Here is a 21,946-nt window from a genome sequence, read left to right as displayed (position 1 = left end):
GTTTTTACCTATGAACGACTTATCCGCAAAAACGGCGGACAAGAGAGGAAAGGCATTAAAAAACCACGCTTTACCTCTTTTGCTGCTCTCTTTTCTTGCAACCGGCATTCATGCCAATGAACAACCCAAAGGCTGGCGCTGGTACAACGAACCAAAAGTTCAAGTGGACGAACCCAAAGAGGAAACGCCTACTCCCCAAAACAGTGTCACCACCGTCATGAGCGCCACAGAACAAATGCAGTGGTTCCATGAAACCTTTAATGAAGCGCTTAACGACGCAACGATTAACCCCACCGATGAAGCCAAGAACCTCAAGCTGATGAAGCTTAAGAAGTTCATTGACGACAAAACCACCCAAACGGGCATGACGTTTAAAAAGCTCATCAATGAACACCCTGAGTATTCCTACACCAAAGACCGTCCGACACACCAAGCAGCCAGAGAAACGTACTACCAAACCATTAAGGCCAAAAACGAAGCGAGTGTGCGACAGTTGGTTCAAGAGGGATGGGGTATCTACTTTGTCTACGAAGGCAGTGATGCTATTTCACAAACCCTTGCACCGTCCATTCAAGCGTTTGCACATCAGTACAACATTGAGTTGGTAGGCATCAGCAAAGATGGTCAAACTTTCGATGCCATCAATGAAAACCGTGTCGATAACACAGGCAGAGTGAACGTGCCTTACACACCGGCTTTAATGCTGGCCAACATTCACACCAAGGAACTGAAACCCCTCGCCTACGGTTTTATTTCTCAAAGCGACCTACTTTCTCGATTCCATCACATCGCCACTGACTATCAAGACAGTGATTTTTAAGGACAATCCAATGACGACTCTCTTTCGCACATTATGGCTGAGTGTGCTGCTCACACTCGCCTCAACCTCCCTGACACATGCACAAACCACCATGACCGGACAATACGCGATTGTGTTCTTTCACTTCAGTCAATGCCCTGAGTGCCACAAGTTTACAACGGCCATGAAGCAGTTTGAGCGCACTGTAGGATTACCCGTCTATGACTTCTCGTTTGATGGCCAACCCATTCCTGGTTATACCGCGCCCATGCCAACCACACCCGATATTACCAACGCCTTTTTTGGTGACATCAAAAATGCCATCACGCCAGCGACGTTTCTCATCAATGTCAACACAGGGAAGTACGTACGCTTAAGCGAGGGCAATGTTTCTTACCAAGCGCTCATTGGTAGTTATCAGACCATCCGAGCCGACCGTACTATCATGGAGACCATGCAATGAACACGCTCAATATTCGCATTGCGCTTCTTGTTATGACCGTGGCGCTGCCTTGTTATGGCTACGCGGGCAGTCTTGGTGACTCGATGGACAGTTTTTTTAATGATAGCGGCTTTAATAGCAACGTCACCAACCCAAGCGCTTATGAAGGGCAATCGGCGACCTACTACAATGCAGGCAGTCTCTTTGCTCGTACCAAAATTCAAAACATTCAACTGGCGGCCATCACCATGCCGTCCGTCAGTGCTGGCTGTGGGGGCATTGATGCCTTCATGGGCGGATTTTCACACATCAATTCAGACCAACTGGTCGCCTTTGGTAAATCGGTCATTGCCAATGCGGTGCCTTTTGCCGTGGATTTGGCGCTGCAAACCTGGGCGCCTACCATCAAAGAAAACCGTGACAAACTGCAAGCCATCGCTGACCAATTCAACACCACATCGATGAACTCGTGTCAGATTGCGCAATCGGCCGTATCAGGGTTGGCGGCGTTTGCGGATGGAGAAGCGAAACGCCACGCCTGTGCCACGCTTGGTACACAAAACAACCGTTTTTCGGATTGGCTAGAAGCCCAACATGAATGCAGCAACGTCAGCACGAACCAAAACACCCTAGCAGGCAACACCGACAACGCTCTGGCACACGCAGTAAAGATGAACCTGAATGTAGTCTGGGATGCACTGATGAAAAGCACTTACCTCAAGAGCAATAAAGAGGTCGCCGAATTTGTCATGAACCTCACCGGAACTGTGATTTATGATGCCAGAGGCACGGCCAACTATGTACCATCAATGATGGTGGGTAACGACACCGCGATTGATACGTTACTCAAAGGCGGAACGCTCGACATGTATCGATGTAACAGCGCCGATAAATGCCTAACCATGACCTTGCGTTCCCTCACCATCAATAAGAGCCAAGCGTTTAATACCAGAGTACGAGCAACGATTGATTCGCTCTATCAGAAATTACAGTCAGACTCGCCCATCACAGAGACAGAAAAAAGCTTTGTTGAAATCAGCCGCCTTCCTATCCTTGCCATGCTTATTGACGATGCGCACCTTAACGTGCCACCGGAAAGTGATTTGTATGCAAAAAGCATTGCTGCTGACATCTTGCACGCCTACCTAAGCAACATGCTCATGATGGTCAATCAATCCATTGCGAATCTTGCATCAGTGAACCCAAACGATGTGAATCGCACCTTTGATGCCATCAGTGAAGCGAGAAACTACTTGCAAGCCGTTCGAGAGCACAACAATGCCCAATTAAACCAACACTTGACGCTGATTGAACAACTCAAACGCAAACGCAACCTACTCACTGAAGCCGCAAGTGAAGACACCGCCGCTAATCTCGCGTTTGGCCACTAACCATAGAAAGGAAATCCGCTCTTATGGAAATGTACCTCTACGGCGCAGGTACTCAAATGCAAAAAGCATTGAACGCCGTCGCCACCTTTTTTACGACAAATACCTTTGGCTCTCTGGTTGAAACAGCCCTGCAATTAGGGTTTGTCATCGCCACTACCTTGTTCTTCCTTTATCGAGACAGCAAACACGTGCTTCGTTTTGCGGTCGTCTACCTCGCCATTCCTACGTTTCTCATTAGCATGAAAACCACCGTGCAAGTGATTGACGTGCAAGAGCCGATGGCCAGTCGCTCTGTCGCCAACGTGCCGTATATCGTAGCGATACCCGGATGGGCGGCCACCACGCTCATGCACGGTTTAACCCAAGGGATAGAGACGGTGTTTAGCAGTACCGATGACCGCCTCTACAGCACTTCTGGTATGGTCTTTGGTTCGAATCTTTATACCCTTATGCGCAGCACCAACTCAGAAACCGTCGCCCTCCAGAAGTACTGGAAAGACTTTTACCATAACTGCGTACTCGGTGATATTCGCATCAACCGTAAATACACCCAAGATGCGTTTAACAATGCGCCCGATATTCTGGGGTTTTTAGCCCGTTATAATATGTCACCCCTTCGTGGATTGTATGACCCTGATGGCGACTACCAAACCTGCGAACAAGCGTTGCCTGCGTTAACGGCCATGTTTGATGAGGAAGCCAACCGCACTGTCAACAAACTCGCGTCTTACGTAACAGGCCGTGAAAGCACCATGCAGACCACGTTTTTAAGAAACGCCATCGAGAACAGCCATAGCGACCTGATTGGTATCAGCAATAGCTCACTCGATATTCTCAAACAAAACATGGCCATTAACATGACGCGCTGGAACCTTCAGAGAAACGCCCACAGCATGGCCACTAATTACGCTTACACGACGAACCAAATGCAAACCACCACCATGTGGGCCAACATTGGTTTGCAAGCCAAAGAGTTCATTCCCATGATGCACTCGATTGGCATCATTCTCTTTGCGTGTTTTGGTTGCATCGTTGTCATTATTGCCTTGCTGCCTCATATGACGCTGCCCGTGCTCAAGAACTATTTTGGCAGCTTCTTTTACCTCGCCACTTGGCCGATGGTCTTCACTATCCTCAATGCGATTTCTTTGTGGTTCTTAGAAAACGCCACCCAAGGAGCGACCCACGGACTTGCGGGCATCACGCTATCAAATGTAAACGGCATTGATTACGTGAACACCAAATGGGCCGCCATTACGGGGTATCTGATGATGTCGACACCGGCGATTGCCTATGCGCTAACCAAAGGGGCGGCATCGATGATGAACAGCCTCAACTACCAACTGGCAGGCATGATAAACCAGACCAACGCTCGAACCTCAGCCGCGGCGTCTACGGGTGATATCAGTCATGGCAACACGCAGCTTCAAACACACTCGTTTAACAACGTGCACGGCAACAAATACGACACCTCGACGCTGCTCAAGCAACACGGCACCACCACGCAAGCCTCTGACGGTATGATGACAACGCAATACGGCAATAGGACGGTGTACGACACTAGCCCAACCGCATCCAATTTCCAATGGGACGTGGCGACAAGCCAACAATATTCCGAAGCGGTGAATGATGTTTACACTCAAGCGCAGTCCAATCTTTCGACGCAGCAAGCCGCATTGTCACAAAACATTCAAAGCGGCACGCAACTGATGGCGGACTGGAAAGACTCGGTCAGTCGAAGCCAAAGCTATGGGGTAAACCATGGACGCGGTGCAACAGCGGCGGCGACCAAAGGGTTAGAGCAAGTGAGTCAAGCGACCGAGCAAGTTTCAGCGGTAACAGGGTGGAGTCATGACAAAGCCAATGCGTATTTGCATTCGATGTATGGAGGCTTTGATGGAAAGGTGGGTGGGAAGCTAGGAGGCAAAGCGGGCCCACTTGACCTTAGTCTTGGTTTAAGCGCATCCGCGGGCACGAAATGGACGGACGAAGACCGCGAAACGCTCTCTAACACCTCTAGCGAGCAGCGAAGCCAGATTGAAGCGGCGATTGAGTCTTTCCGCTCTGGGGTAAACCAAACCACGGAGGCCAGCAACCGCTTCACAGCCGACGAAAGCAAGTCAGAGGCGGGCACTTACGCTAGAGGTTTTGTGGCGAACTTTAACGAGACGCAAGGACTGATGACCTCAGCCACGCAATCACAGCAAGAGGTCGATACGCTCAGCCGTGCTAACAGTCAAGAACAACGACAAATGGCCAGCTTGTCAGAGAAACTGGTGATCCCGTTCCAAGAGTTTGTTGAAGCAGGGCACAAAAAAGAAGATGCCAAACAAATTTTGACAGGCCAGGATGACAAAGCTCGTCAAGATCGCGCTAATGAGTGGGAAGCGTTTAAGCAGACCGAGACCTTTAAAGACTTTGTGCTAGCAAGCGTTCCAACCCAAGAAACACACCAAAGCAACTTCGATGGCGAACCGACGCAATCGCAGTGGCAAACCATGGCGGGTGAGCACTACAAAGGTAAGGCTCTAAGTAATACCAGTGAGGCGATTTTGGAGCAGCACGAACAACGTGGTGGGACTGACGCATACTACCAATCAGACGTGCGAGCGCAGATCGTGGAGGACGCGCGTGACAGCTTTAACCAAAAAAGCGATCACCTCACGCAAGCCAACTCATCACAAGAATCTGAGCCGACAAAAAAATCCGACGGGTAACATGCTGAAAGTGTGGTTAATCTTCACACAATGACGATATATTTCAAACACCAATACTGGTATTATATACAGATAAAATATGGAGGATAAACCATGAAAAAATGGATCGTATTGGGATTAACCACAGCGTGTTCATTTTCAAGTTTGGCGGAGATCGCGAACTTTGATGAAAACATAAATAGCAAGAATAACCCAGCTAGCATGGCTTATTATGTCGAACATCATAAAAACATTAACAGCCAAGAATATAGTTATTTACTTGTCAGTGTACGAACAGCTGCCGATACCATCAATCTTTACACCACACGCTTGGACGCAGCCAACCAACGAATTGATTACTGTTTGCCAATGAGAGACGCAGCCAATCGTGAGAATTTGTATAACTGGAAAACTAAAGATTTAATGACGTTGATTAACAATCATATTGAGCAAGATCCAAGTTTTAAAAAATATGGAAAAGCTGGAGTGAGAACGTCAATCGGCAGTTACCTCTCTACCGCTCTCAAAGAACAATACCCTTGCCCTGTGCAAAAGCAGTTATAACCAGCGCAATCCTCCATTATCGTTCATGACTTCGCAGGGCATCTCAACTGCCCTGTTCTTATTAATACCCAATCCACGCAAAATGAACGCTTAAGCTACCTCTTGGTTTAAGCACTGCGACTTTTCTTAACGTCACACTGTAACCGAGCAGAAGCCCTTCGTCTTCTGCGCGCTTTGACTTGCATCGAATTTGCGTCACAACACATTTCCTCTCATGCCAAGTCACCAACTCTTTTAAAGGAAACCTTTTATGTCTACCACTCGTGGTGGTCAAATCACCTTCCATAACATTCGCATGTGGTGGCAGGTGAACGTGACCATTATTAAATACGTCAATGTCATTTCACTGCTACTTGGTATGTTTGCCACGTGGCTCATCGCTTCGGCCAACACCTTAACCGGTACCTACTATTACACCCTGTTCTGGCTGTTTAATAAGCTCGGATTTAGCTTAAAACGTAACGTAGTGGTCGAATGGGAAGGACAGCGCTACAGCAGCACGCTCGGTAAGCAACTCGAAAACCCCACCCTTGCTCAATCACATCAAGAATTTCTGCAAGCGGTCTTTGTTGGTATCCTCATCTACGTCATTGCATCGAGCATTCTCTTTGTCGTTATCAACAACTGGTTTAAGAAAAAAGGCAAAGAGCAAAGTGAAGATAACCACATTCGTGGTTTTCGTTTAGCCTCGCCTAGTGAAGTCACCGCAGAACTTAAAAGAAAGAAAAAACTGTCACCGTTTGCACTCGACGGCCATCGACTCTTTGTGGACAGTTTTGAAGTCAAACACCTCTTAATCGACGGCACCACTGGCGCAGGTAAGTCGGTTGCCATTCGTAAGCTGCTTCGCTGGATACGCGAACGAGGCGATAAAGCCATCATCTACGATAAAGGCTGTGATTTTGTCAGTAAGTTCTACGACCCACACAAAGACATCATTTTAAATCCTTTCGACGAACGCTGCGCTGCTTGGGACATTTGGAGTGACGCGAAAGACGCGCCAGAGTTTGAAAGCTTAGCGGCAGCGCTTATTCCTCAGCATGGTGAAGGCGACCCATTCTGGGTGGATTCTGCAAGAACGATTTTTGCAGCTACGGCTTACCAAATGATGCTCAGTGATGAGTACGAGTGCAGCATCGAAAACCTACTGCACATCATCTTAACATCCGAATTGGCAACCCTCGGTGAGCATTTGAAAGGTACAGAGGCAAGCTCTCTAGTATCTAAGAGTATTGAGAAAACGGCGATTTCGATTAAATCCGTATTGGCAACGTACATTAAGTCTCTGCGTTACCTACACGGCCTGGATGAGAAAGACACCAACGGCCTACGTAAACGTGCTGCGTTTTCTATCACCGATTGGGTGCAAGACGAATCACAGCAAGGTTTTTTGTTTCTCTCCAGTAACGCAAGACAACACACCGCATTAAGACCATTGATATCGATGTGGCTTGCCATCGCTTCCAACGCCATCTTAGGCATGGAGCCCGATGAAGACCGCCGCATCTGGGTGATTATCGACGAGATGCCTACCTTACACAAACTGCCTGAATTGACCCACATCATTTCAGAAGTTCGTAAGTTTGGGGGCTGTTATTTACTCGGTATCCAGTCTTATGCACAACTTGAAACCACCTACGGTCGTAATGCCGCAAGGGTTATCTTTGACTTGCTTAATACACGATATTTCTTCCGTGCACCTTCTAAAGACATGGCAACCATTGCTTCGGATGACTTAGGTGAACAAGAGATTGACATCTCTCGTGAAAACATCTCTTACGGCGCGAATGCGCTGCGTGATGGTGTATCACTTGGTCATCAAAACAAAACGCGTCCTGTTGTTTCGCCTGCGGAAATTCAAGGCTTGGATGATTTGGAATGTTATCTGCGCACTCCAAACTCTATGCTCATCACCAAGCTTCAACTGAAATACGACCGCATGAGTAATATTCAGCCATCTTTCTTAAAGCGCAACATACCAGGAGGCCAAGAGATAGAACGTCTTGACCAAGCGTTGATTTTCCATGAGTTAATCGCCTTGCACGAACTCGATGAAACTCAGAGAAACCGTCTATTGGCTATCCAGCAAAGCACTTACGAAAACGAAGAAGAGCAGCAACAAGCGAGGGAAAGTCAGAAACAAACCATGTCGAAAGCCCCGAAAAAAGAAGCATCTTACGACAAGACAACACTCAATCAGCAATTGGCGGAAGACACACAAGCCCAGCTACATCGAGAAACAGAAGAAGCGTCAATCACCCAGCTAGACGCTGGGGAAATTGCAGATTAGGCAAAATCAACGAGGACACACTCTATGTTGATCTTTATTACAGACCAACAACGCAACGAACCCGACATTCTCACTCCCGTAAAGCACCGCCCATTGTTTTTACTCAGTCTTGAAGGGCAATTTCTTGCTCGATATGAAGCCCCAAATAGCGGTTGGACACATCAAGCTCTATGTCAAATGAACACCTTGTTTGAGCCAGCGTGGACTTATTGCGGCGTGGATGCTTTTCTTGGCGAGCAATGGGTGGGTAGTACCGAAATATAACCACATGTCATTTACTTATGCGGGATTTGGCGGTAAATAGTTCCGTTCGCGCCGATTGGATTATCAGCATGCGCACCGATCAATTGAATGGATAAGCCACCGTTTTTCACAACCCTAGCCGCGCTAGGGCAACCTTCTCAAAGTCAACCTTTCACCAAAAGTAGTCACCATACCCAATTCTGATACAATGCCTCTGGGCGCTTAGACTATCTGTGTTTAAGCGCTGCCTAAATGCAGATACGAAAAAGCCCCGAATGAACTATAAATTCAGACGAGGCTCCATCTATGTTTAGCAACTTGATAATAGCCTCTTACTTCATTGGAGGCAAATTTATGTCGAAGAAACCCGTCCTTGTGGCGCTGTTATTGGTGGTCTGCGTGACCGTCGTGTTATTAACCGCACTCTTTCGAGATTCACTGTGTGAGTTTCATTACAAAGGTGCAAACAATGACCTTCGCATGATTTTTGCCTACGAAGTAAGAAGATAAGGTCAAGCGGCAAAGGTTCTACCTAGCCTTTGCCGCTACCTTTCTTGTTGCCTGCATGTGTCTAAGCGCCCTCATCAGCACCGCTACTTTTGGTGATTTCCAACACAAGGAAAACACCGATTATGATGTCCATTAGCCCACTAAAATCCGCCTCCAACGCCTCCCAATACTACCTAGCCGAAGAAAACACCCAAGAACTGCCCGACACTTCGCTCGAAAAAGACGAGAGCGACAACTACTACCTCAAAGAACAGGCGCAAGGGCAAAATACGTTCTGGCATGGCAAACTCACCGAAGAAGCTGGATTGCTTGGCAAACCTGTAGAACAAAAAACGTTAGAAGCCGTACTGTCAGGCAAACTGGGCGACGAAACCATCAAAGGCAAACGAGACGATCATAAATGTGGATTAGACCTCACTTTCTCCGCTCCTAAAGGCATCAGCACACTCGCATTAGTCGGTGGCGATACACGCCTCGTTGAAGCGCACGACAACGCGGTTAAATTTGTTCTCGACCAAATCGAAAAAGACGTAGCGCAAGCTGTGTCGATCAACGAGGACGGGGGGCGTGAGTTTACCAATACCGAAAACATGGCCTTTGCCGTCGTTCGTCATAAAACCAGCCGCGAAAATGATCCCCAAATGCACTCTCATGTTCTGGCGGCCAATATGACGCGAGACAAAGAAGGCCAACTCCGTACTCTAGCATCGACCATCAAGCAAAAAGGTGCAGTAGTTAATGGCTCTAGTGAACGCATCTACAACTTCCAAAAATACTACACGGCGCTTTACCAAAGTCAGCTTGCTCATCAGAGTCAAGATCTCGGTTTTCAAATGCGTGGCATTGGCAATGGTCAGTTTGAAGTTGAAGGCGTGCCTCAAAATGTGCTCGATGCGTTTTCCACTCGCTCACAACAAATCGATCAACAAGCATTAAACTTTGGTGACTCTCAAGCCGCGAGAGACACCGCTGCCCTTGATACCCGTAAATCCAAGACCTATGAAAGCGATGCCTCTTTGAATGCTCGCTGGCAACAAACCATCCGCGACAAAGGCTTTAAACCTGAAGAACTGGTTCAAAATGCGTTAAACGTCACCAAGCACGAGCGCAACCCAGAGCTTATTGCTAAAGAAGCCTTTCATCGCGCCGTTGAGCATCTTGGTCAATACAACACCGCTTTGAAGTTAGAAAAAGTCATTGAACTGGCGGCGTCAGACTTTACCAAAGGTGGCGTCCAAGCCAACGCCATTGACCTCAAAATCGTCGCAGAACAATGGGTTAAACAAGGCACGCTCATTCCGCTTAGCGAAAAAGGCCAGTACACCACTAAGGCCATGCTCGATAATGAAAAAGCCCTGATGGACGTCACCAAAGGACGCACCCACCATATGCGAACCCCAGTGGACGATAAAACGCTTGATAAACTCAATCTAAACCAAGGCAACCGTGAAAAAGTCGCCGGTATTTACGAGTCCACCAAGCAATTTCACGTAGTCAATGTCTTTGGCAGCAGTGAACAAATCGCTCAGAGTCTTCTTGATGTTGGCAACCACGCGGGTAAACGTGTTCATCTCGTTTCGCAAACCGCAAAAGACAAGCAGCTTCACAGTCAAACTATCGAGCGCAAAAGTTTCACCGCAGCGACCTGGATAAAGCATCTGTTCAATCCAGAGCAGCGCCATTCACTTAACGGTCTCATTAACAGCGGTACGCCCATGACCAACAAGGACGTACTCCTTGTCGATGGTGCCAACAAAATGAGTGCAAATGAGCTCATCGCATTAAGCAACAAGGCCAATGAGTCAGGCAGTAAAGTCATTTTGCTCAACCACACTTCCAGTCGCCAAGGCTTTAAAGCGTATAACGCCATTGACCTGTACAGCAAAGGCAACGTGGTCTCTCACTCGTGGGTAAACAGTCAAAGCCGTGATAGCAAAGTGGCGTTGCATGACGCTGATGCGGCGACCTTAGCAAGAGCTTATACCTACCTAACCAATAAGGATGACGCGCAAGTGTTAGCGACGTCCAACCTTGAGCAGCGACGCTTAACTGAGGCCATTCGCACCTCTTTGCAAAACGATGGTCAACTGGCTCGAACCGGTATCACGGTGTTTACCCAGCAACCTCACTATTTGTCCAAACCACAGCAAGAGTTGGCGCAACACTACAAACCAGGCATGACCCTTCGCCATTGGGGGGAAGGAAAACCTCAAGAGCTGGTCGTGGCCAAGTCTGACGTCGCCGAAAACCGCGTTCACGTGCTAAGTAAAACCGATGGTCAGGAATACACCCTCGACCCATCTTCTGCTGAGTTTAAAGCCCTTAATATGCAAGTGTTCAAACCGGAAGCCTTGCAAATAAACCAAGGAGAACGCATCACCGCCACGGGTAAACACTTTCCTTCTGGCTTAAATGCTAATGAGCGTTACGTGGTCACGGAGGTATCTAAAGAAGCCCTCACGTTGACCGATACGCAAGGGGAGTCAAAAACCTTGCCTGTAGAGGCTCTGAAAGACGCGCCACTAAAATACGACTACGTGCAATCCGCCAGTCATATTGAACCAAGGTCGCACACTCTGATTTCAGGCAAAGCATTCACGTTATCAAAAGCGCTTTTCCACGACTTATCAGAAAAAAGTGCTCGCATTGATGTGTTTACTGACAGCGTAGAAAAAGCCCAGGCAACGCTGGAGAAAAGTGAAGTGACGCTTTCGGCGATTGAACGCGTTGTCGGGACACAGAACGTCAATGACCGTTATCTCTCCAGTGCCACTGAAACCCTTCTTCGCCAAGACATCACGCAAGCATTAACAGCCTTCACCAAAGAGCAAAACACGCCACTGCATGAGAAAGCGGTGAACTTTGCATTAAGTCACCTTTCAGAAAAGGAAGCGGCGTTCACGCAAAAATCCCTCGTGGTCGAAGCCGTTCGCTATGCGTTTGAGGAAGCCAATCAACCGCTCGTTAAAGCGCAAATCGAAGCAGAACTGGCCAAGCGCAGTGATGTGCTATCCGCTCAGTACAGTGATGGGACGCGATGGACAACTCAAGCCTCCCTCGAAACCGAAAAGCACATTTTACGGAACATTGATCAAGGGAGAGCTCAACACGTTCCTTTCGCAACACCACTACAAATACAACACTACCTTGATGCACACCCTCGCCTAACCCAAGGGCAAGCCGACAGCATTACGTTGATATCAACCACCAAAGACAGCTTCGTAGCCGTTCAAGGCCTCGCTGGTACAGGTAAATCCACCATGCTTGAATCAAATATCGAACTGATAACCAATGCAACCCAAGCCGGTAAAAATCCACCTGAACAGGTGATTGGCCTTGCGCCAACACACGCTGCTGTGTCAGAACTGGAAAGCAAAGGCGTGCAAGCGCAAACGCTAGAGAGTCTATTAACCGACCTAAGGCGTGGCATTACCACACCAAAGGACTATCAAAACACCTTGTTCTTTCTTGATGAAAGCTCAATGGTCAGTAACCGCCAAGCCAAAGAATTTACAGACCTTGTGCTACAAAGCGGCTCAAAGTCCGTTCTCCTTGGTGATAAAGAGCAGTTGCTGTCCCAAAGTGCAGGTAAACCCTTTGAATTGGCGATGAGCCAAGGTCGCATCGATACCGCGTACATGACCGACATCATTCGTCAGAAAAATGAGGCTCTCCTAGGCGCCGTACATAACATCTTGGACAAACAACCCGACAGCGCCCTAAATAAGCTCGCGTCACAAGGTCCTGATGCACTGGGTAAAACCGAGCACATCATCTCAACGTTGGATGAACGTGCGCCCGACAAAGCAAAAGCGCAGCTTGCCGCGACGGAAAAACTGCCTTTTGTGGTGGCTAAAGACTATCTAGCACGCACGCCTGAGACGCGTGACAACACGCTTATCATTGCCTACACCAACAAAGAGCGGGACCAAATCACCGAGCACATTCGCATTGGACTCATGAAAGAAAACACCATTGGACAAGAGAACATCATCACCTCACGGCTTCGTTCTACAGGTCACAGCAAGGAAGAGTTATCAACCATGTTGGCGTACCAAAAGGGGCTAATTTTAAGCACCAAGCCTGGGGAATATGGCACGATAACCAACGTCGATTCTGAGCATGGCGTGGTCATGGTCAAAGACCATGACACTGGTATAGAGAAAGCGTTTTTACCACGTAACAAAGACCACAAGTTCACCACCTTGTTTAGTCAAGCGGAAAAGCCGTTATCCTCTGGCGATAAAATCGTCACTCGCTTTACCGACAAAGAGCGAGGCATCAAAGCGAACGTGGAATATCAAATCAATGAAGCGACACGCCAAGGTATCACCGCCCAATCCAAAGACGGACAAACCCTGCATATCAACCCAACCCAACTTAAAGACGGTCATTGGGATTATGCGTACACCCGAACCGCAGACATGGCACAGGGGGCAACCTATCAACACGTTCTCACCACAATTAAAGGACAAGGTGCACTGACCAATTTAAGACGCGCTTATATCGATTTAAGCCGTGCCAGTGAGCACGTAAAACTCTTTACGGATAACCCCAAAGCCATGATGAAAAGCTGGCTTTCCAATGACATCAATAAATCCAGTGCCATGGAAACCCTTAATCATATACCGCCACAAAGCACCACCTACTTTAATGATAAGGCGCTTCCTCATGAAGATGTTCGCTATCAAGATAATAACGGAGACTTTAGCTACAACAAATTTAAGGAGCACATCAACCGTGAGCTGCCAAAATACACCGAAAGCTTAGCTATCCAGTTACTAGGCAAACCCAACCAATCCAAATCTGACCGTGATTACTTAACCTTTGGCGAGGGTCAATCCGCTATTAAAGTCACCTTAACCGGAGAACATCGTGGCTATTTCAAAGATTACACAACGGGTGAAAAAGGCTCACTGATTAACCTCATGATGAGTCATAAAGAAATGACTTACAAAGACGCCATGACCGAAGCGAATAACATGCTCAATGATCCAAGTCGATATCAATTAGAGGAAAACCAACAACACGACAAATTACTGCAAACCACACCGAAGCATATTGCTCAGTTTGAAGAAAGAGCGAAAGAGTATATCCAATCCAGTCAATCACTGACGGGCACTATCGCTGAAACCTACTTAAACAAATTAGGTATTACCCAACCACAAAGTGACCACGTTCGTTTTCATCCATCCGTTTACTCCTCGGAAGATAAAAACTTTCACCCTGCAATGATAACCAATATTCACGATAAAGGAGGAGAAACCAAAGCCGTTGAGGTGACCTATTTAGATTATCAAGGAAATAAAGACAGCACGCTCGATGTTAATCCAAGAACACTAGGCACCAAGTCAAAAAAAATAACGAAATTTCATCAAGGCAATGATTTACACACCACCATCATTAGTACGTCTATCGAAAATTCGTTTGCTATTAAACAAGCTCTCCAAGGAGACTATGACATCATTAATGTCAACCACAAAAACGACATTCAAAATATTCCCACCGATGAACTTCGTCAACACGTGGTGATTGCACTCAGTCAAGGAAATACAGATTTAAACCCTAATAACGTTGAAAAAATCATGCAAAACTTCACCGGAAGAGATATTCACTTTGCGGCGCCAGAGCATTTAATAAAAGAAATCCAAGCGTGTATTGATAAATTCCATCATCCCGTTGTTAATGAAAAAACAGAACTCACCCAACACGACCACAACCTAGATAAATTGGACGACAAGAAAGAGGAATACATAACTCAACATGGTAAAGAGCAAGACAGTAAAGCATTAGAGCAGTTCGAACTTAAAGAGTCCTCGAAACAACAAGAACTGGACTTTGATAATAAGTCGAATACGTTTGATGAGCGAGAAATTGAACGTGAATTAGAAAGGTGATGAAACGAAAAAGAGTAGCCCTTGGGTTACTCTTTTTTTTCGCCTTCAAGAAATGCATCCACTTTATTATTGACTTCTGCTGTGACCAAATTACGCATCTCTCCCGCTTCTTTTTTATTATTATAAAAAGCAGCCCCATCAAAACTTTGAGCATGGGTTAGATTGCCTGTCCCTTGTATCTGCCTAATACGGCGATACATCTCTTCCATCAACTCTCGGTTCGACGGCCTATCGTCGTCACTATCATTAAGCTTGATGCGCAAAGCCAAGGTCAAAAGTTGACGTGTAGCTTCTGCATCACCAAGCCGCTCACGTGACTTAAACTTAGCAAAATCTTGCTCTAACTGACCCTTCAAGTAGGTCTGCAAATGGTACATTTTAGCCATTTCGTATCACCCTTTTTATGCATTAATCTAACTTAAATAAAAGTCATAATAACTTAACCCATCAAATCAAATCAACTACAAACCCTTATCATACAAAGCCTAATGCAGCTTTAAGTCATTCTCGACTTATATACAACTTAAACACCCTTCCACGCCTTACACAGCAAGGGATAACTTACGAATAACTTATTTGAAATTATTTATAAGTCATATTTTATCGGCTAATTAGTTGAAATTTTGAAAATTTTTTCGAGGTATTTTTTTGCGCACAGCTAGCGCATAACTTATTGATTTTGTGGGTTTTATATTTTTCACAGACAACCATTCGCATTGATTTCAATGCGCCGTGGGGTGTGGAGAAATTCAAAAGAGCAATCGCTTTCAACGAAACCTACGAACGCGATTGGGATTATAGACGTGGCGAAGTCGTTTTCAGGCGAGTAGCGAGAGCGAAAAACGGATGAGTTCGGATCACTTAGGTAAATCCGCGAAGGAATGGAAAGGCAAAACGGAAGAACGAGGCAAACCTCACATTGCACCATTATAGTGCAACGTGAGTTATTTAAGATTTGGCGAAAAATAAACGTTCTGTACTTTTTGGATGTATATTCTTCTTGCGCTTTCGGTTCGTTTTGAGAACCCTGCATTATAAGCACCAACACTATTCCAGTTATAACCATGACTTGCAAAGTTAGCACTTAATACCCAAGCACCAAGTGAAACATTAAAACACGGTTCGTAAATGTTCTGCTCAGTCACATTAAAATCACTGAGCTTATCAAACCAACTTGAGTTAATTTGCATCAAGCCAAAATCACGACTAATAACTTTACCGGAAGAGTTTTTGTTTTCGTTGTAGGCTTTTGGATTGAAGTTACTTTCAACTTGCGCAATTGCTCTTAATAAATTGGGCGACACATTATAATGCTGCCCTGCTTCTTCAAAACAAAATGCAGAAACATTTAAAGGAGTAAGCAAGAAAAATAATAGACAAGATTTCATAGCACTTCACCAAATGATTAACGTTGAAACAGTTTAACATGAGTCGCTGTGCGACGAATACAGAATACGCTCACGCAGTGAGTACGAGACGAACAATCAACCAATAATGACCACCTTAATATCTCATCGGTATCCAACAAAAAAATAACCCTTCATCCTGCAAGACCATCCTGGCACGATAATGACAGCGCATCATGATATAAAATGTACGTTCCACTGGATAAGCGTATTTCTCGAAAGGTAATAGTCGGATGACAAAGAAAAAGACAGCGCGGTAAGCGAGCACTTATTCGCTTCACTCTCATGCCTATTCAAGCGCAATAGTATATTGCGAATAAGTGCGAGCCGATTTTTAAAATCGACACTGTTAACTGACAAAAATCGAACGCAAAAAAAATCCAGTCGTATTTGACTGGATTTAGTTTAGTTGAATTAACGATTAATATTCATGTGGTAGTAATATCGTGGTTACGCTGCGATCCCATTCGGTGATGATCCAAATTCTCTGCTCGCAGAATTGATACCCTGACATAATGCGCCTACCTTTTTTAGTCGCTTCATCATTACTGATCTTATCTTCAATTGGCATATCCCCCCAATCTCCGTTTTTATGACGCATGAGATACACGCTTAAATTTGCACCAATATTAGTACGCAATAGGTGATCAACGCCTTGTGTCATTACCACCTTGCCTAATTCAAATGGCTCAGCCGTACAAACATAAGTTTCTGCTTTCAATTGTTCATTGGTTGAGATATTATTCATCGTGTTCATTTTTTGACATACCTTGTTTGTAAATTTGGACGCTGCCTAGATAATTGTTGGTGCAACTATCTAGGCGTTTTTATTTGTGCTTAATACACATCTTCTGTTCTACGGATATGATTAAACTCTTGGTAAATATCGTCATAACTGACGTTGTAACCATCTAACGCCTCTACACAAGCATCAATTTCTTCTGTGTAAAAACATTCGTGATTAAATAACTCACGTCGAATGATCGCTTTAATGCCGTTATCTGCGATATCTTGCGCGATCCCTTCTTTGCAAATTTTATTTAATCGGTTAAACAGTTGTTTTGATTTGCCAACTGGACAGATTAACCCTGCGCCCATTGAGCAATATTCAACTCCTTCTTTTTTCGCTTCGTTAAACTGTTGTTCTGAAAAGGCAAAAAATGCGCCTAATTCGTCAAATGCTGCGGTTTGTTTGTCGTTGATGTAATCCGATAAATATTTCATGGCTTTATATCCTCTGTTCAAAATACAACGGGTTAAGATGTTGTAATGACACGTTGCAAACTCACTACAGCCCATTTTTGCTGTGCAAAAATACAAGACCGCAACCGTAGGGCGCGAGAGCGGACGAACCGCAAGGACAGAAGCTAAACCAACTTGTGAGCCATTTACGCCCTCAAGTCCCCCTCTTCCTGCTAGACCTGTTTTAGGTACAGGGCACTCCCAAGGTAAGGAGAGGGATTGCGGTGAAGCGTGCAAATCTGTGTCTTTACGTCAATTTGAACAAGGGGGTGGCGTGGACTCTGTCAAGAGGAAACTACGTCCCTCTTTACTGAGGCTACGCTATCCCCTAAATTGATTCGGAAAGACCGTTTGCTCGCGCCTTAATGCCACTCAACGTCTTGATGAGTCCGATTGAACACAGGTCTAGCGAGATGAGTTTACGGAGCGAAGCGGAGTGCGTTGGGTGATTGTTCGCAGGAACTGACTGCCACATCGAGCTTTGCTCGATATTCGTGGCATCAGTTATCGCGAGAGGAGCGTAGCGACGGAATGAACCGAGCGAAGCGAGAACGCCCCTCAGCAAGAAGCAAGAAGCAAGAAGCAAGAAGCAAGAAATTTTACCACCCCAAAAAAAACACGAAATCAGAAATTGATAAATCTCCCGATCATTTCCCGAATACCCCATTTTGCAAAAGCTACGTCTTCAAAAGCCCGTACCGAACAAAATCAACGCAACTCAGCACTTTGAAACTTTGACAACAGGATAGGCAGTCCGTTAGGACTGCCTACCGAGGTGACTTAGAAGCCCTTTGGCATCCATTTAGCGAAATGCGCTCTCTGCACCTCTGTGAGTGAGCTATCACCGCCACTTAGCCAAGTATCGACCTGAGCCACTAAATCGCCTTTCTTGAGCCCCTGAGCGCTTTGAAGCCATGTTTCAGGCATCACTGGTTGCGCTATTTCAATGAGTGCATTCTTATCAATGCGTTTTACAAAGCTGTCGGTACTTGGTCGCCAGTAATCAGCTGCATCAAAATCCAGTTGTTGGTATAGGAACTCAAAACTAAAGCCGCCCTCACCTACAAGACACGCCTGTAACATCAAAGACGTCGCAAACGCAACCTGCTTGTGTTTTTCCTCAGCATCGAGCGAAGCAAAAGCCTTAAAACGTTCTTGTGCCTCTTTCACCTCAAACCATGCCATATCGAGTGTTGCTTTGTGCTGCTCAATACGCTCTAGCGCTTTGTTCTCACTAAAATCCCCTTGCTTGGGTTCCACAAAGGTACGGTTTAAGGTGATATCAATCGGTGTGCTTGCGTAGAGTCCGTGAGCTTTGACACACAAAGAAAAATGAAGAACATCAAGGGCAAGCGAGCTGTTAAGCATCAACGCATGTTTTGCCATGGCAAGGCGGTGCGCCTTCAAATCTTCGGTTAACGCAGCGGAGTAAACTATCTCAGACGAGACAACGTCACTTATTGCATTAGCATCCGCTTGATTACCGTCACCTTTGGCTGTGGTCGTTTTTACACTCTCTGCTTGCAAGGCTTTCAAAGCCTTGCGTTCAGACTTCGCCACCAAGCCCTTAATGACAACAATTTCACCGTTGAAGTTCAACGCCAAAATGCACCCTGCTAATGCTTTTTCGGCTTTCTTGTACTTACCTTGATTTGCGGTCAGTTCAAGATAACCACGGCTTTCATCATGGGTACGAGTTAGCAGAATTTCAGTCCACTTCCACCCTTGCGCTGTCAGCTTATCCGCTTCCAGTTGCATCTTTGCCGTTGCCAGTGATTCCATTAATGAGCGGTCTTCAAAGTACACTTTGTCTGAAAACAAATCGGTTGTGACTGAACCACCGGCTTTCTCATACGCTTCTTGACCAACCAGCTTCACCAAGCCACTTGAGGCTTCTAACGCAGACTCTTTGAGCATATTGCGAATTTGACCATCCCCGTAGAATGCACTGTCTTTCACTTGTTCCCACACTTCACGCTGACGCTCAGGGCTGGCAATGGTGAACAGCATGACACGTTCAAGAGTGATGTCACCCTCACGGTACGCATCGAGGATAACCGATTCGACCGCAGCCAATTTCATGCGTTGATGCACGTAAAGCTGCGTTTTACCAAAACGCTGCGCTACCGCTTCGACTGTCGCCCCGTCTTCAATCATCTTTGAGTAAGCTTCAAACTCGTCAACAGGGTGCATGGCTGCACGAGTAATGTTTTCAGTCAGGGAGATTTCAGTGGCATAAAACTGCGCCTCTGATCCACTCAATACTTTGACAGGCACAAGGTAATCAGCATCAATACTTCCGGCTTCAACCAAAGCATTGAGTTGAGTGAGACGGCGAGCACCGCTCACCACTGGATACACATTCTTATCACAAGGCAGTGCCACAAGGTTTTGAATAATGCCATGCGCCAGAATAGAGGCTTGCAAGGATTCATCATCCGCTTTGCTTGCTTTGCTCTTACGCACGTTTAAATCAGACACCACTAATTGACGGACAGGCAGCATCACAATAGAGATATCATTTTGTGCAGTTGCCTGAGCGTCCAGCGGCGATACGCTGGTCGCCTTTTGACGGTTAGAGGACGTTGAGGTTTGAGTGATTGCGTTCATAGAAACGGCTCCTTTTGGTTAGTTGAGTATCACTTCGCTTATTGCCTGATTTCATCGACTCAACTTGATAGACCGCTTTGACAAGGCCGCTCCGCGGCGAAGCTTCCCTTGCAAAGAGGGCGAGAGTTGAGAGATTTAGAAATCAGCGCTTTTAAGCAAGTGAGCTCAAGACAAAAGGCATCGAGAAGGAATGCATCACCAAAGCGATTACGCCCTCAACACGTCAAGAGGTGAAATAATGCGTAGTGCGTCGTTTCAGACGCATAACGAAGCAAAGTAAGGGGCAAAGCCCGCGAAACGAACGTAGTGAGTGAAGTGCGTTGGGTGATTGTTCGCAGGAACTGACTGCCACATCGAGCTTGCTCGATATTCGTGGCATCCGTTATCGCGAGAGGAGCGCAGCGACGGAATGAACCGAGCGAAGCGAGAACGCCCTAAGAAATTAATCTGCACCAACGCATCAAACGAGGTACCCTATAAAGACATCAATTAATAAAGGAAAAAATAATGTCTGAGATGTTGAAAACATTGCTAAATATCCGTTCACTTCGAGCATACTCACGTGAATTAACGCTAGAACAACTAGAAGAAGCGCTTGATAAATTAACAACGGTGGTTATCGAACGCCAAGAGAGTGAAGAAGCCAAGCAAGCTGCCCTTGCAGAACAAAACGAAAAATTAGAAGAAATCGCAACGCAAATTGCTCAAGAGGGCATTGATGTTGAAGCATTGATTGAAGCTCTAGCAGGTCAACCTAAATCAAAAACCAAAGGCACTAAACGCCCACCTCGTCCTGCAAAATACCGTTACCTTGATGGCAGCGGCAAAGAAAAGACATGGACAGGCCAAGGTCGCACTCCAGCCGCAATTCAAACCCAACTGGATGCGGGCAACTCTCTTGATGATTTTTTGATTGAGAAGCAATAAATCACAGACAAAAACGTTTGGTGAGGAAGAAAAAAGAGAGTACCTTTCGAGGATTGTCCCTTTGAAAAATGAGTGCTTTCTTAAGCATGAGCAAGGAACCACAAAAACAATTCGCTCAGGGTAACTATTGGGCTCAAGTCAGAGAGAAAATCCAAGCCGTGAACACGCTTGAAGCGCTGGTTAGATATCGACGAAGACAGATCAAAATAATGGGCGTTATCCAACATAAAACCCTCAATGGCTACCTTGTCCCTCATCGCTATGACCAATTAAAAGCAACAAAGGCGGCTAAGCCGCCTTTGGATTAAATCCAACCGCGTTCTGCGAAAGAAACCACGCCTTCAAAAGAGACAACAAAGTGGTCAAGAACCTTGATGTCAACAAGTGCCAATGCATCCGTCAATCGGCGCGTAATACGACGGTCAGCTTGACTAGGCTCTGCGACGCCCGACGGGTGATTGTGGTACAGGATAACGGCAGCGGCATTTTCAGCTAACGCTTTCTTAACCACCTCGCGAGGATAAACCGATGCAGCATCGACCGTACCAGTGAAAAGCTCTGCGGTAGAGCGTACTCGATGTTGGTTATCAAGGAAGATAACGCCGAACACTTCATGCTCTTTGGCAGCAAGTGAGTGTTGGCAAAAGGCTTTCACCATCTCTGGAGAAGTCAGTGCAGGTTGCTCACTGATGATGAGCTTGGATTTTAGGATGTCTGCAGCATGTGCCAAGGTTGCTTGTTCCTCGGCAGTAAAAAGTGCGGTGTTGGTGTAGATAATCGATGCAGTCATGGCTTACTCCTTGTTCATTTCGTTGTCGCCTGACTGCCCGGCCTCTCTCCATCGCTGCGGTTTGACAAGGGGCGATTAGCCCTTAGCAACTTGTTGCTTAGGGATATCGCGTGTACTTCCCTTGCAAACAAAGCGTGGT

At 46.3% G+C, this 21,946-nt stretch carries 17 protein-coding genes; 11 read left to right on the top strand and 6 right to left on the bottom strand.

The annotated features are described in order from the left end of the window. Nucleotides 1–10 precede the first annotated feature (10 nt). The 9 genes from traF (KIT90_RS20475) to traI all read left to right on the top strand — a co-directional run bounded on the left by traF (KIT90_RS20475) (nt 11) and on the right by traI (nt 14,832). Nucleotides 11–820, top strand: coding sequence for a type-F conjugative transfer system pilin assembly protein TraF (gene traF, locus KIT90_RS20475; protein ID WP_285378402.1), 810 nt, complete (start codon nt 11–13; stop codon nt 818–820). A gap of 10 nt (nt 821–830) precedes the next feature. Further along, entirely contained in the window at nt 831–1,262 is a 432-nt protein-coding gene (gene traF, locus KIT90_RS20470) for a conjugal transfer protein TraF (protein WP_285378401.1), read from the top strand. Then, nucleotides 1,259–2,632 (top strand): conjugal transfer protein TraH, encoded by a 1,374-nt coding sequence (locus KIT90_RS20465; protein WP_285378400.1) that lies wholly within the window; start codon nt 1,259–1,261, stop codon nt 2,630–2,632. The genes traF (KIT90_RS20470) and KIT90_RS20465 overlap by 4 nt, the downstream gene beginning before the upstream one ends. Nucleotides 2,633–2,655: 23 nt before the next feature. Then, a complete protein-coding gene (locus tag KIT90_RS20460; RefSeq protein ID WP_285378398.1) occupies nt 2,656–5,349 on the top strand; it encodes a conjugal transfer protein TraG N-terminal domain-containing protein in 2,694 nt (897 codons plus the stop codon). 93 nt (nt 5,350–5,442) lie between these two features. Beyond that, nucleotides 5,443–5,892, top strand: coding sequence for a hypothetical protein (locus tag KIT90_RS20455; protein WP_285378396.1), 450 nt, complete (start codon nt 5,443–5,445; stop codon nt 5,890–5,892). A 250-nt stretch (nt 5,893–6,142) separates the two neighbouring features. Next, on the top strand, nt 6,143–8,182 hold the full coding sequence (traD, locus tag KIT90_RS20450; RefSeq protein ID WP_285378394.1) for a type IV conjugative transfer system coupling protein TraD: 2,040 nt from the start codon (nt 6,143–6,145) through the stop codon (nt 8,180–8,182). Nucleotides 8,183–8,206: 24 nt separating this feature from the next. Next, entirely contained in the window at nt 8,207–8,446 is a 240-nt protein-coding gene (locus KIT90_RS20445) for a hypothetical protein (protein ID WP_285378392.1), read from the top strand. 333 nt (nt 8,447–8,779) lie between these two features. Continuing rightward, entirely contained in the window at nt 8,780–8,935 is a 156-nt protein-coding gene (locus KIT90_RS20440; protein WP_285378390.1) for a Hok/Gef family protein, read from the top strand. A 122-nt stretch (nt 8,936–9,057) separates the two neighbouring features. Continuing rightward, nucleotides 9,058–14,832: a conjugative transfer relaxase/helicase TraI gene (gene traI, locus KIT90_RS20435; protein WP_285378388.1), complete on the top strand. Its 5,775-nt coding sequence runs from the start codon at nt 9,058–9,060 to the stop codon at nt 14,830–14,832. A gap of 26 nt (nt 14,833–14,858) precedes the next feature. On the opposite strand, the gene KIT90_RS20430 is transcribed toward traI, so the two are convergent. The 5 genes from KIT90_RS20430 to KIT90_RS20410 all read right to left on the bottom strand — a co-directional run bounded on the left by KIT90_RS20430 (nt 14,859) and on the right by KIT90_RS20410 (nt 20,090). Then, nucleotides 14,859–15,218: a hypothetical protein gene (locus KIT90_RS20430; protein ID WP_285378386.1), complete on the bottom strand. Its 360-nt coding sequence runs from the start codon at nt 15,216–15,218 to the stop codon at nt 14,859–14,861. A 558-nt stretch (nt 15,219–15,776) separates the two neighbouring features. Next, complete coding sequence (locus KIT90_RS20425) at nt 15,777–16,220, bottom strand: lytic transglycosylase domain-containing protein (protein WP_285378384.1); 444 nt, start codon at nt 16,218–16,220, stop codon at nt 15,777–15,779. A gap of 439 nt (nt 16,221–16,659) precedes the next feature. Next, nucleotides 16,660–16,995, bottom strand: coding sequence for a type I restriction endonuclease subunit M (locus KIT90_RS20420; protein ID WP_285378382.1), 336 nt, complete (start codon nt 16,993–16,995; stop codon nt 16,660–16,662). A gap of 80 nt (nt 16,996–17,075) precedes the next feature. Further along, complete coding sequence (locus tag KIT90_RS20415; RefSeq protein ID WP_285378459.1) at nt 17,076–17,462, bottom strand: hypothetical protein; 387 nt, start codon at nt 17,460–17,462, stop codon at nt 17,076–17,078. A 798-nt stretch (nt 17,463–18,260) separates the two neighbouring features. Continuing rightward, nucleotides 18,261–20,090, bottom strand: a complete 1,830-nt coding sequence (locus tag KIT90_RS20410; RefSeq protein ID WP_285378381.1) for a ParB/RepB/Spo0J family partition protein — start codon at nt 20,088–20,090, stop codon at nt 18,261–18,263. Between the two features lie 507 nt (nt 20,091–20,597). On the opposite strand from KIT90_RS20410, the gene KIT90_RS20405 reads away from it, so the two are divergent. Both KIT90_RS20405 and KIT90_RS20400 read left to right on the top strand, forming a co-directional pair. Then, a complete protein-coding gene (locus KIT90_RS20405) occupies nt 20,598–21,017 on the top strand; it encodes an H-NS family nucleoid-associated regulatory protein (protein WP_285378379.1) in 420 nt (139 codons plus the stop codon). An 86-nt stretch (nt 21,018–21,103) separates the two neighbouring features. After that, nucleotides 21,104–21,325: a hypothetical protein gene (locus KIT90_RS20400; protein WP_285378377.1), complete on the top strand. Its 222-nt coding sequence runs from the start codon at nt 21,104–21,106 to the stop codon at nt 21,323–21,325. Here the strand turns inward: KIT90_RS20400 and radC are convergent. After that, nucleotides 21,322–21,807 (bottom strand): DNA repair protein RadC, encoded by a 486-nt coding sequence (radC, locus tag KIT90_RS20395; protein ID WP_306310086.1) that lies wholly within the window; start codon nt 21,805–21,807, stop codon nt 21,322–21,324. The two genes, KIT90_RS20400 and radC, sit on opposite strands and share 4 nt — an antisense overlap. Nucleotides 21,808–21,946: the final 139 nt, after the last annotated feature.

Origin of the sequence: Vibrio sp. B172a (assembly GCF_030248355.1) — a bacterium.
GTDB classification, from domain to species: Bacteria; Pseudomonadota; Gammaproteobacteria; order Enterobacterales; family Vibrionaceae; genus Vibrio; species Vibrio owensii.
The sequence above is the reverse complement of the archived record's forward strand: the minus strand, read 5'-3'. Positions and strand labels throughout refer to the sequence as shown.